We start from the raw sequence: 12,301 nt of genomic DNA, 5'->3' as shown, positions 1-12,301 counted from the left end.
CTCACTTCCATCTTTTCACCCAGGACATTGAATAAGCTTCCATTCGAGGAGTCAAGTGCCCTCCGCTACAATCAACTCAGATAGTTAAAGTTACATTCCACCAATACAGTAATAAACTTTTTGAAAACAGCCTTAAATAAAAAAGGTACTCAAGCTGATCATTATGGCATGACCTTCTTGAGCACCTTTGTAAGTTAGAACTTATTGACCACCCATTAGTAATTTCGCATAAGGTGAATCGGATGGTAAAACTAATACAGTTTCCCCATTGATTGTTTTTTTGTAGGATTCTAGTGTTCGATATAGGTTATAGAAGTCTGCGTCTTTTGAAAAGGATTGGTTGTAGACACGGGCAGCCTCTCCTTCCCCTTGGGCACGAATCACTTGTGCGTCTGCCTGGGCCTTTGAGATAATTTCCTTTACTTGACGATCCGTCTCGGCAACAATACGATTTTTCTCTGCATCCCCCATAGACAGATATTCTTGGGCTTTTGATTCTCGTTCAGAAATCATTCGCTTAAATACAGATTGTTCGTTTTCAGCTGGAAGGTCAGTGCGTTTCATTCGTACATCTGTTACGACAATTCCATAATTATCTTTAGAAAGCATTTCATTGACAAGCTCCGTCACACGGTCGTTGACACTGCCTCGTGATGATTTTTCATCATTGATGATTTCATCATAATTTAATTGGCCAAGTTCGGAACGTACAACAGAATAAATGAACTCTTCCATCTTAGATTCCGCTTTTTCAACCGTTCTAGCATTTGATATCATCTTTTTGGGATCTTCGATGCGCCAAACCGAGTAATTATCAATCAGCATTCGTTTTTTATCTTTGGTGTTAATTTCCGCTTCGGAAACATCATAAGTCATTTGGTACTTCGGCAGTGTGGTTACGCTTTGGATAAATGGAATTTTTGATTTCAAACCTGGGGTGCTATCAATCCTGACTACCTCGCCGAATTGGCGTACTACTTTATATTCGCCTTCTTTTACGATATATATATTTCGAATAATGAATAGTAAGACAAGGATTAAAACAAGGAAGAATACCCCTAACCTCATATATCCTTTCCACTGAAAGCCATTTGATTTAGCGTTCTTGATATCAATAACAGTTTCTTTGTTACCAGTTTCGTTATTCATTGGAGTTCTTCCCCTCCTCTTGAACTTTTGGCTGTTCCTTCTCCAATGGTCGGATAGGGAAATATTTCATGGTATTGCCATCATCATTCATAATATAAATTTCAGTTTTCGGTAGAACTTGTTCTAAAGTTTCAATGACTAAACGGTCTTTTGTGACCTCAGGACTCTTTTTGTACTCCTCATATAACTTATTGAATACTGCGACATCCCCACGTGCCTGTTCAATACGGGCAGCTTTGTCACCGTTCGCTTTGGAAATGATCGCGTCCTTTTCCCCTTGCGCTTCGTTCATTTGTTTATTTTCATACTTCCTTGCTTCGTTGATTTTTGTATTCATCGTCTCCCGGGCATCCGTCACATCTGTGAATGCCTTACGTACATCCTTATTAGGCAATTCTACATCTTGTAATTTGACTGCAAGAACGGAAATCCCAACATCGTACTTAGCGATTAATTCTGAAAGCATTTCACGAACATCGGCCTCGATTTCTGCTTTTCCTGAAGTCAAAGCGTCATCGATTTTTGCACTTCCAATCGTACTGCGTAGGGCAGATGATGTTGCGTTGTATAAGATTTTTTCAGGGGCATCAGAATTATATAAAAATTTAGGAGGATCTGTTATTTTCCATTGGACCACTAAATCAGCCAATACGATATTCTCGTCACCCGTTATCATTTTGGTATCCCTTGGAAACTCCTTGATTTCTCCATCTTTTTCTTGTTGATACCCAAATTGTAGAGAGAACGTCTCTTTCGAAAGCTTTTCTACAGATTGTATGGGCCAAGGTAGTTTGAAATGTAATCCTGGGTCAGTGATTGTATCCTGCACATCCCCAAACGTCATTACAACAGCTTGGTCAGATTCATCAACTGTATACCAAGTTGTAATGGCCACATTGATAATAAGTAAAGATAATAAAACAAGTCCTGTAATAATATAAATTCTTTTTAGACTTACCATCCTGTTTCTCCCTTCCAGATCGAAGTTTGGATAAGCATACTTTTGCGACAGTACCGCAAACCTACCCATATTCTATTTTTCGCATCCCTTTCATTATCATTCAGTGGATGCACTTAATGATTCCTTTAATGTTTACGTAGAATTCCATAAAAAGTTTCGATATTTTTTACTATTATGAAAAGTAAAGCATGCGTCGCTTAGAAGAATTGTAGGGAATTAATCCAGTTTTCAATGAGAAATGAGGGGAAGGGAATGACGATAAAAAACTAACTATGTATCATACAAGAGAAAAGCGAAAAGGCAAGGACGGGGTCGTGTCCTTGCCTTTTCTAGGCTCCTTGGATGAAGGGGTCTTCACTACACATTGTATTTGATGGTTATTAAGCAAAGATGAAAAATGTGTAAATAATTTGTTAAGATTACCCTTAGTTTCCTTGGATTGATTTTTGCAACTTAACAATGAAAGTAGTGCCTCCCCCAGGGGTACTATTCACTGATATATCACCTTTATGGGCTTCAAGTAAATGCTTTACAATGGCAAGCCCTAGACCAGTCCCTCCAGAGTTTCTACTTCTGGCTTTATCCACTCTGTAAAATCTCTCAAAAATCCTTGGAAGTTCTTCTTCCTGAATGCCCATTCCTGTATCCTTCACTTCAACATTTACTGTTTCAGCCTCTTCATAGACAAGAACTTCCACTTCTCCGCCTGAAGGAGTATACGCAATGGCATTACTGATTAAGTTAATAAATATTTGTTTCAGTCGCAAAGTATCTCCTTCGATAATCACAGGTGAAGGATGAGGAATAATAGAAAACTTTATGCCTTTCTCCTCTGCTTTTCGTTCAAAAATCAAACTCGTTTCCTCAAGAAGGTTGATTAGATCAAGTTTTGTGAAATCAATCAAGAATCCTTGCTGCTCAATTTTAGAGAGGTCTAATAGGTCTTGAATAAGAGATTGTAAACGGTCGCTTTCCTTTAGAATAATTGTAAGGAAATGTTTGAGTGTTTCTTTATCCTCCATGGCACCGTCAAGCAGGGTTTCAGAAAATCCCTTAATAGAAGTAATAGGGGTTTTTAGTTCATGAGAAACATTTGCTACAAAATCCTTTCTCATTTGCTCAAGCTTTTTTATTTCGGTAATGTCATGGAATACAAGAACAACTCCTTTCCATTCATCATTATTCCCGATGATAGGAGCGCCGTAGACTTCAAAATGTCTTCTTTCTAGCTTCACTGGCAGTATAAATTGTTTTTTGACGGTTTTTTCAGTCATGAAAATATCTTCAATCAAACGAATCACTTCCTTAAAAGGAATGACTTCATAATATAGTCGATAAAGAAATTCATGACTTTCTATTTTAAAGATTTGCTTGTATGATTTATTGAATAAAGTAATATACCCCTGACTATCAATTAAAAGGACGCCAGAACCAATATTTTCAATCAACGTAGCTAATCTGTCTTGTTGCATTTCCCTTGCAGTTTCCATCTCTTGTAGATTCCTAGCAAGTACATTTATTGAGGTACTTAACATGGCAGTCACACTACTATGTTCCTCATATGTTCGTGCGCGAAAATTCCCCTTTGCCAATTCAATTGCAGTGTTGGTAGCAGCCTCAATTGGTTTCGTATACTTTGTCGCAATTCTGCTTCCAATTATCAAAATAATTATCAGAGCGGCACTTAAACTAACAAAGAGAATCCACCACATATGCATGTTAATCTGCTTCATCCCAGCCAATTGACTACTGACCACCGCGTATCCTTCTATTTCTCCAGCCATCTTAATCGGCATCCAAAAATAGTGATAATCATAATTGCCTTTAATCACTTGATAGCCATCTTGATCGGTGGTATTGACAATTTCCTTTATAATTGCCTTATGTTTTGATAATGACAAATCTTCATAATGGTATGTATGATACAAAATTTGATTATCAGGTGAAAGGATTGCAAGACTAGTATCAAAGGATGAGAATATTTCCTTAGCCTTTTTATCTTCAAGGAATGCTTCGACCCCACCATTATCCTGAACATAGTTTACTAGTACATCCAGTTCATGCTTTATCCCATTATTGATAGCATTAAAATAATACGATTTAAAAAGCTGGCCAAGCAAAATGCCCAGTCCCAGCATAACAAATAAAATAAGCAAAACTAGCGTGGCAAAAATCTTAGAACGGAATTTCATTATTCCTCTTTTGGCTCCTCAAATTTATACCCAAGTCCACGGATTGTCTTGATATATTTAGGTTTCTTTGTATCGACTTCTATTTTTTCGCGCAAATGGCTAATGTGCACGTCCACTATTCTAGTATCACCAGCGAAATCATAATTCCAAACAGAACTTAACAATTGATCTCGGGTCAATACTCTACCTTTATAACGGGTTAGATATAATAACAGTTCAAACTCCTTTGGAGTCAATTCAAGCTTTTGTTCTGCAAAGTAAGCTTCATATCGATCAGGATACACAAGTAGCTGACCTATTTTGATTTGCTCATCATCATCTTCGCCCTTTTCGCCTGATGTTTGTTCTGGCGAAATAGATGACCGACGTAATATGGCTTTGACACGGGCCACTACTTCTCTTGGACTAAATGGTTTTGTCATATAATCGTCTGCACCTAGCTCCAAACCTAGTACCTTATCGAATTCATCATCCTTAGCAGTCAGCATGAGAATTGGAACCATGACTTTCTGTTGGCGAATCTGTTTACAAACTTCAATTCCATCTAATTTTGGAAGCATTAAATCTAAAACGATAATATCAGGTTTTTCTTCCAAAGCTCGATTTCTGCCTTCTTCACCGTCACAAGCTGTGATGACATCGTAGCCTGCCTGTTTTAAATTATATTCTAACAAAGTTACGATTGACTGCTCATCATCCACCACTAATACTTTCTTAAGCATAAGTTCCTCCCCAAAAACTGTATTAACCCCCGAAGACCACATCCACTTTCATTATAATAATAATTTTCTCAAACTACAAAGAAAAGCAGAATATCTAATGACATTCTGCTCAAATTAATAGTTATTAAAAATTCTCTAAAGCGTGACCGTCCGTTCCGTCGACTGATTTTGGAGGACAAACCACCATAAAACCATCAAGCACCGTTTGCTCCTCTTCATTTTTTCCGTCAATTTTGATTGTAACAGTATGTTTCGTTACATCCACTTCTGTTACTTCAAAAAGAAATTTAACAGTCCCATAATGGTAAACAGGTTTAACAAAATTGATATCCTGCTTTAAGATATGGCTTCCTGGTCCAGGTAAATATTTAGAAACCGCGGAAGTAATAATACCTAACAACATGATATTCGGTACAATCGGCTTCTTGAAGGATGTCATGGAAGCATAATCATGCTGTATGTATAAAGGATTTGCATCGTTCGTTAACCCTAAATATAATAATAAATCCTTGTCTTCTATCTTTTCTGTGAGGCTAAGCTTCTCACCAGGTTTAATTTCCTCAATGATTCTTCCGAGTTTTCGTTTTTTGCCTAAAAGCATTTTCAACACCTCCGAAAGTATTACAGAACTGGCGGTAAAAAAGTAGCCTGTTGAAATTCGTTCCAGCCACTCGCTTTCCGCGGACGGTTTGGGAGCCACCTTGGCGCATACTAGCGCCTGTGGGATCTTCCTTGACCCGCTTTTTCCGCAGGAGTCTCGCGACTTCCGCTCCAATCAACTCGCCTAAATAAGGCCATTTTTAAAAAAATTCGGGGAAAAGCATCCCCGAATTTATATTTTTTCATATTAAAGGTTATGCGAGTACACTCATAACATTACGAACAGATTCAGCTGATTTTGCAAGTTCTGCTTTTTCAGTTTCTGTAAGTTCGAGTTCAATAACCTTTTCGATTCCGTTTGCACCAAGGATGGTTGGAACGCCAAGGTAAATACCTTCCATTCCATATTCTCCTTCAAGGTAAGCAATAGCTGGCAGTACACGGCGTTGATCTTTAAGAATCGCTTCTGCCATTTCAACTAAAGATGCAGCTGGGGCATAATATGCACTACCATTTCCAAGTAGATTTACGATTTCAGCTCCACCTTTACGAGTACGCTCAACAATCGCATCTAAACGATCTTTTGGAATTAATGTTTCCAATGGGATTCCACCAGCATAAGAATAGCGAACTAAAGGGACCATGTCATCGCCATGACCCCCAAGTACGAAGCCAGTAATGTCTTTTACAGACATTTTTAATTCTTGTGCAACGAATGTACGGAAACGAGCTGAATCCAATACACCTGATTGTCCGATTACACGGTTTTTAGGGAAGCCACTTTCTTTGAAGATTGTGTATGTCATTGCATCAACTGGATTAGTCAAAACGATAATAAAACTGTTTGGAGAATGTTTAGCCACTTCTTGAGCAACTGATTTCATGATTTTCTGGTTAGTTTGAACCAAATCATCGCGGCTCATTCCAGGCTTACGTGCGATACCAGCTGTGATGATTACGATGTCAGAATCCTTGGTGTCTTCATAGCTAGAAGTACCAGTGATATTAGCATCAAATCCTTGAACCGGTCCAGCCTCAAGCATATCTAACGCTTTTCCTTTTGTAGGGTTTTCCATTTGAGGGATATCAACTAGCACTACATCTCCAAGTTCTTTTTGAGCTAATAAAAATGCAGTCGTTGCTCCAGTAAATCCTCCACCGATAACGGAAATTTTTTTGCGTGTTAATGCTGCCATTGTTTTATTCCTCCCTTGTCATCTTCCCAATCATATGTAAGTAGACTGATAAATAGCGATTGCCAATTATCAGTCTACGAAAATCGTATAGGAATTATGCTAAGTTTTTGATTAACTCATCAGCAAATTCAGAGCACTTCACTTCTGTAGCTCCATCCATTAGACGAGCAAAGTCATAAGTTACAACTTTAGAAGAGATTGTCTTTTCAACTGAGTTAATGATCATTTTAGCTGCTTCGTTCCATCCAAGGTGTTCAAGCATCAATACACCTGAAAGTAGAACTGAAGATGGGTTAACTTTATCTAAGCCAGCATACTTCGGTGCAGTACCATGTGTAGCTTCAAAGATTGCGTGTCCTGTTTCATAGTTGATGTTTGCTCCTGGAGCGATACCAATTCCACCAACTTGTGCAGCAAGAGCATCAGAGATGTAATCACCGTTTAAGTTCATTGTAGCTACAACATCAAACTCTTTTGGACGAGTAAGGATTTGTTGTAAGAAGATATCCGCGATGGAATCCTTCACGATAATTTTGCCTTCTGCTTCAGCTGCAGCTTGAGCATTGTTAGCTGCTTCTGAACCTTGATCAGCCTTAATGCGATCATACTGAGCCCAAGTGAATACTTTATCGCCGAATTCTTTTTCAGCTAACTCATAACCCCAAGTTTTGAAAGCACCTTCAGTGAATTTCATGATATTACCTTTATGTACTAAAGTAAGGGATTTGCGACCTTCTTTAATTGCATAATTTATAGCTGCACGTACAAGACGCTCAGTACCTTCTTGGGAAACAGGCTTAATCCCGATTCCAGACGTTTCTGGGAAACGGATTTTTGAAACTCCCATTTCGTTTTGAAGGAAGTCGATTAATTTCTTTACTTCGTCAGAGCCCTTAGCATACTCAATACCAGCATAGATATCTTCAGTATTCTCACGGAAGATTACCATATCAGTATCTTCTGGACGCTTAACAGGAGAAGGAACACCATCAAAGTATCTTACAGGACGTAAGCAAACGAATAAATCCAATTCTTGACGAAGTGCAACGTTCAATGAACGGATTCCTCCACCAACCGGAGTCGTAAGAGGACCTTTGATAGCAATCAAGTACTCATTAATTAAGTCTAAAGTTTCCTGTGGTAGCCATTCACCAGTTTGGTTGAATGCTTTTTCACCAGCCAAAACTTCTTTCCATACAATGCTCTTTTCACCATTATAAGCTTTGTCTACTGCTGCTTCGATAACACGAGAAGCTGCAGCCCAAATATCAGGACCAATTCCATCACCTTCAATAAAAGGGATTACCGGATTATTTGGCACATTCAATACACCATTAGAAACTGTAATTTTTTCACCTTGACTCATACTAAACCCTCCAATTCCAATATCAAAGGTTAGAAGGCACTAATCATTCAAAGCGCCTCTAACCTTTTTTTATCTACATGTATTAATTTACTATATAATTATGTGTTTGGAAAATCCGTAGCCTTATCTTTCATTCACAGGCACATATTTTTGCATGCCAGGACCTGTATATTCTGCACGTGGACGGATCAGACGATTGTTGTCATATTGCTCAAGAATATGTGCCAACCAACCAGAAGTACGGCTAACCGCAAAAATTGGCGTGAATAAGTCATGATCGATTCCTAGGCTATGATAAACCGAAGCAGAATAAAAATCTACGTTTGGAGGAAGTGGTTTCTGGGAAGTCACAAGCTCCTCGATTTTCACTGACATTTCATAATACTGGGATTGCCCAGTCAGTTTTGTCAATTTCTCTGACATTGCTTTTAAGTGTTTAGCGCGTGGGTCCCCGTTACGGTATACGCGGTGACCAAAGCCCATGATTTTTTCTTTATTTTCAAGTTTGCTTTTAACGTAGGACTCTACATTTTCAACAGACCCAATCTCAGTTAACATGTTCATTACCGCTTCATTTGCACCACCATGAAGTGGGCCTTTTAATGCACCGATTGCAGCTGTAATTCCAGAATAAACATCTGATAGTGTAGCCACGCAAACGCGTGCAGTAAACGTAGAAGCGTTTAATTCGTGATCAGCATGAAGCACTAACGCTTTGTTGAATGCTTCCTCTTCAATCGCTGATGGATCTTTCCCACTAAGCATGTAAAGGAAATTAGCAGCAAAGCTCAGATCTTTCTTAGGGGAAACAGGCTCCAAACCTTTACGGATTCGAGCGAACGCAGTAACAATTGTTGAGATTTGAGCTTGCAAGCGAATCGCTTTTTTATAGTTTGCATCTTTATCCATCACATCTGCTTCTGCATCATATAAACCAAGGTTTGAGATTGCAGAACGCAATGCAGCCATTGGATGAACGTTTTGAATTGGGAAAGTCTTAAAATGATCTAATACTTCCTTTGGAACATCCATATTTTCAGCTAGCTGTGCTGCTAGTTCCTTTAATTCTTCCTTGTTAGGAAGACGACGGTGCCATAATAAGTAAATTACCTCTTCAAAACTTGCGTTCACTGCTAAATCATCGATATCATACCCTACATAAGTTAGAGTATCATCAATGATTGAACTGATTGATGAAGTTGTTGCAACAATTCCTTCGAGACCTTTTGTCACTGTCATAGCAGAATCTCTCCTTTTCTAAAAAATCCCCTTACCCACTTCATTTTATTTATATATTTGTTTTGTAATGTGACAGGCAGTGGATAATAGGCCTGACCATTATATATATTGGCGAACAGTTGTCCGCTAATTGAAAGCGTTAACAATATATGAATACTAATCCACATGAATTAGTTTACTGAATAACTCTTTCATTTTTACCCATAAGAACAAAGCCTTAAACACTTTAGCCGAGCGATTGCTCATTCATTTCTCAAGGCTTTCAAGACGCTATTAATTGTATATTATACCTATTTCTAAATCTTGTAAAAGTTTACCGCTTACATGTCCTATTATAAACAATTATCTGATTTTTGTGAATGAAAAGAACTTAAAATGTGAAAAAATTATTATTTTACCAGAAAAACATCTTAGTGGGTGATAGAAATGATGAAAAAAAGCGTAAACATTCATCCCACTGAATAATTCTTACTATATGATTATGCTTTATAAGGATTTCTATTAGTTTAAGATGCAAATTAATGTAAATGTATATATGAAAATAACAGAATCAAAAGTTAAAATGCCTATTCCAGCAAAGCTTTAACACTATGTTCGTGTTAGAAATACGACTTAAATAATTCAAAGACCTTCATGGCTATATAGGCAATACCTGCTCCGATTAAAGGACCGACAGCCACCCCATTAAATAACGCAACGGCAAGTATGGTCCCGAAAACCAATGCAGTCGTTATATGAGGATCATCCACTAATAAAGTGAGCCCGCTTTTTGCAATAAGAGCTACTGCAATCCCCGCACCTAAAGCTATCCATGCATATGGTGATTTGATCGCATCTATTAGTTGTTTGAAACCAATGCTTCCATTTGCAATAGGGACCAGAACGGCAACAGTTATGACCGTTACTCCAAGATTAATTCCCTTTTCTTGAAGAAAAGGGAAAATTTTATCACCGACACCGATCATTTTTACCAATAGCAAAAATCCAGAGGCCACCATTAAAGAAGGATTCTTGGCTATCCATCCCACTCCTAATAAAAGAAACAAAAATAATAAAGGTCCATTCATGATAGCTCATCCCTTCTCTACAGAAAATTCAGAATTTATTTTAAAAAGAAACTTTTTTTCATTGTACACGTAGTAGAATAAATAAAAGGAATCCAAAAGGAGGCAATGTTTTGAACCCTACATATATTTATCGGTTCGTCCGATTATTTTTAGTCATTGGTATAGTTGCTCTAAGTGCAATAACCATACTGTACACTTCTAAGGTTACCTATCCATTTATTATTGGTTTAATAATCGCATTTATGATCAATCCCATTGTGGACTTTTTTGAGAAAAAAACAAAAATGCCTAGATCACTTTCTGTTTTTGCAGCCCTTATTCTGATCATTGCAATCTTTACCGGATTAATCATCCTGTTAGTCTCTGAAATTGTTTCAGGTGCCAACTACCTGGCTAGGGTAATACCCCAGCATATTCAAACCCTAATAGATTATACAGAGCAATTCATAGGTTCACAACTGATTCCCATGTACCATAAATTCACTACACTCTTCAATAACCTTGAAGCCGGTCAACAAGATACTATTATGGAAAATGTCCAAAACGCAGGTAAGAAAATAGGAACGACAGCTGGTGACTTTATACAAGACTTTTTCTCTAACATCCCGATAATCATTGGGTGGTTTCCTAGTGCAGCGACTGTTTTGATATTTTCCTTGTTAGCAACCTTTTTCATTAGCAAAGACTGGTATCGGTTACGTAGTTTGGCGGGGCGATTTGCTCCAAACAAAATGAAGCAAAGTGGCTCTAAAATCTTTGAAGATTTGAGAAAAGCTTTATTTGGCTTTATTAAGGCTCAATTAACCCTAATTTCCATTACAACAATCATCGTTTTAATAGGGTTGCTTGTTTTAAGAGTAGAATACGCCATTACTATCGCATTAGTTGCAGGATTTGTTGATATACTTCCTTACTTAGGGACAGGGGCTGTATTTGTCCCATGGATTATTTACGAGGTTGTAGCAGGAGAAATGAATTTGGCAATTGGACTTGGTGTTCTATATCTAGTCGTTCTCGTACAAAGACAGGTCATGGAGCCAAAGATCCTTTCATCCAGTATAGGTTTAGACCCATTGGCTACCTTGGTGTCATTATTCGTTGGCTTTAAATTAATAGGATTCCTTGGCCTGATCATCGGTCCAGTAACACTAGTCATTATAAACACCCTTCATAGGAGTAACGTTTTTATTGATATTTGGAGCTTTATTTTAGGAAAGAACAAAGAATATTGATAAATTATTTTTTTATCCAAAAAGGCTGACCTGGGGTCAGCCTTTTATACACTCTTTTTATCGTATGATTTTTATATTGCCTTTATCAATCATTTTCCGGAATATACGTACGATAACGGGCCTTATCATAGCCCTGGTAGGTGGCAGCAACAAAATGAACCCCATTGAATCAGATATGAACCCTGGTGTAAGAAGTAGGACTCCCCCTACCAAGATACAAATTCCATCAATAATTGTGTTGCCTGGCATTTGCCCATATTGCATTTGCCGCTGGGCCTGTCTTATTACCTCAAGACCTTGTTGTTTTGCAAGGTAAGATCCTGCAATACCCGTTGCAATGATTAATAGAATCGTAGGGAGGACGCCAATTGTATTTCCTGCTGTTAATAGGATTGCGATTTCCGCGGCAGGTACGATAATTAAAAACAATAACAAGTATTTCATTTATTCTTCCTCCCAGTATGAATTCCTTTTCATTATACATGTACGAGTCCGGAGAATAAAAGATACATAAATCTTTTCAAAAACCATCACTGTAAAAAAATGCCTGAATCGTAAACCGATTCAAGCATTTCTT

At 37.9% G+C, this 12,301-nt stretch carries 11 protein-coding genes; 1 reads left to right on the top strand and 10 read right to left on the bottom strand.

The window, feature by feature from the left end; genetic code table 11:
* Window positions 1–201: 201 nt before the first annotated feature.
* From hflC to G3O09_RS09570, 9 genes are all read right to left on the bottom strand, one after another.
* Window positions 202–1,149, bottom strand: a complete 948-nt coding sequence (gene hflC, locus G3O09_RS09610) for a protease modulator HflC (RefSeq protein WP_163101260.1) — start codon at window positions 1,147–1,149, stop codon at window positions 202–204.
* Window positions 1,142–2,110, bottom strand: coding sequence for an FtsH protease activity modulator HflK (gene hflK, locus G3O09_RS09605; protein ID WP_163101259.1), 969 nt, complete (start codon window positions 2,108–2,110; stop codon window positions 1,142–1,144). The genes hflC and hflK overlap by 8 nt, the downstream gene beginning before the upstream one ends.
* Before the next feature lie 425 nt (window positions 2,111–2,535).
* Complete coding sequence (pnpS, locus tag G3O09_RS09600) at window positions 2,536–4,305, bottom strand: two-component system histidine kinase PnpS (RefSeq protein ID WP_163101349.1); 1,770 nt, start codon at window positions 4,303–4,305, stop codon at window positions 2,536–2,538.
* Entirely contained in the window at window positions 4,302–5,024 is a 723-nt protein-coding gene (locus tag G3O09_RS09595) for a response regulator transcription factor (RefSeq protein WP_163101258.1), read from the bottom strand. Before G3O09_RS09595 ends, pnpS begins: the two co-directional genes overlap by 4 nt.
* A gap of 124 nt (window positions 5,025–5,148) precedes the next feature.
* A complete protein-coding gene (locus G3O09_RS09590; RefSeq protein WP_163101257.1) occupies window positions 5,149–5,625 on the bottom strand; it encodes a MaoC/PaaZ C-terminal domain-containing protein in 477 nt (158 codons plus the stop codon).
* A 253-nt stretch (window positions 5,626–5,878) separates the two neighbouring features.
* Complete coding sequence (mdh, locus tag G3O09_RS09585; protein ID WP_163101256.1) at window positions 5,879–6,820, bottom strand: malate dehydrogenase; 942 nt, start codon at window positions 6,818–6,820, stop codon at window positions 5,879–5,881.
* A gap of 94 nt (window positions 6,821–6,914) precedes the next feature.
* A complete protein-coding gene (gene icd / locus G3O09_RS09580; RefSeq protein WP_163101255.1) occupies window positions 6,915–8,186 on the bottom strand; it encodes an NADP-dependent isocitrate dehydrogenase in 1,272 nt (423 codons plus the stop codon).
* A 123-nt stretch (window positions 8,187–8,309) separates the two neighbouring features.
* Complete coding sequence (gene citZ / locus G3O09_RS09575) at window positions 8,310–9,425, bottom strand: citrate synthase (RefSeq protein ID WP_163101254.1); 1,116 nt, start codon at window positions 9,423–9,425, stop codon at window positions 8,310–8,312.
* 599 nt (window positions 9,426–10,024) lie between these two features.
* A complete protein-coding gene (locus tag G3O09_RS09570) occupies window positions 10,025–10,492 on the bottom strand; it encodes a DUF441 domain-containing protein (RefSeq protein ID WP_205439640.1) in 468 nt (155 codons plus the stop codon).
* Between the two features lie 110 nt (window positions 10,493–10,602).
* Between G3O09_RS09570 and ytvI the strand changes: the two genes are divergently transcribed.
* A complete protein-coding gene (ytvI, locus tag G3O09_RS09565) occupies window positions 10,603–11,724 on the top strand; it encodes a sporulation integral membrane protein YtvI (RefSeq protein WP_163101253.1) in 1,122 nt (373 codons plus the stop codon).
* A 57-nt stretch (window positions 11,725–11,781) separates the two neighbouring features.
* Here ytvI and G3O09_RS09560 read toward each other — a convergent pair whose 3' ends face one another.
* Window positions 11,782–12,168, bottom strand: coding sequence for an FxsA family protein (locus G3O09_RS09560; protein ID WP_163101252.1), 387 nt, complete (start codon window positions 12,166–12,168; stop codon window positions 11,782–11,784).
* Window positions 12,169–12,301 lie beyond the last annotated feature (133 nt).

The sequence above is a fragment of the Peribacillus alkalitolerans genome (assembly GCF_010882125.1).
In the GTDB taxonomy this organism is placed as follows: Bacteria; Bacillota; Bacilli; order Bacillales; family DSM-1321; genus Bacillus_BN; species Bacillus_BN alkalitolerans.
This window is presented reverse-complemented; position numbering and strand designations above follow the sequence as displayed.

Coding starts and splice junctions, on each gene's coding strand:
- citZ (WP_163101254.1), bottom strand. CDS start 9,425: ATGACAGTGACAAAAGGTCTCGAAGGAATTGTTGCAACAACTTCATCA.
- G3O09_RS09590 (WP_163101257.1), bottom strand. CDS start 5,625: ATGCTTTTAGGCAAAAAACGAAAACTCGGAAGAATCATTGAGGAAATT.
- icd (WP_163101255.1), bottom strand. CDS start 8,186: ATGAGTCAAGGTGAAAAAATTACAGTTTCTAATGGTGTATTGAATGTG.
- hflK (WP_163101259.1), bottom strand. CDS start 2,110: ATGGTAAGTCTAAAAAGAATTTATATTATTACAGGACTTGTTTTATTA.
- hflC (WP_163101260.1), bottom strand. CDS start 1,149: ATGAATAACGAAACTGGTAACAAAGAAACTGTTATTGATATCAAGAAC.
- G3O09_RS09570 (WP_205439640.1), bottom strand. CDS start 10,492: ATGAATGGACCTTTATTATTTTTGTTTCTTTTATTAGGAGTGGGATGG.
- G3O09_RS09560 (WP_163101252.1), bottom strand. CDS start 12,168: ATGAAATACTTGTTATTGTTTTTAATTATCGTACCTGCCGCGGAAATC.
- mdh (WP_163101256.1), bottom strand. CDS start 6,820: ATGGCAGCATTAACACGCAAAAAAATTTCCGTTATCGGTGGAGGATTT.
- G3O09_RS09595 (WP_163101258.1), bottom strand. CDS start 5,024: ATGCTTAAGAAAGTATTAGTGGTGGATGATGAGCAGTCAATCGTAACT.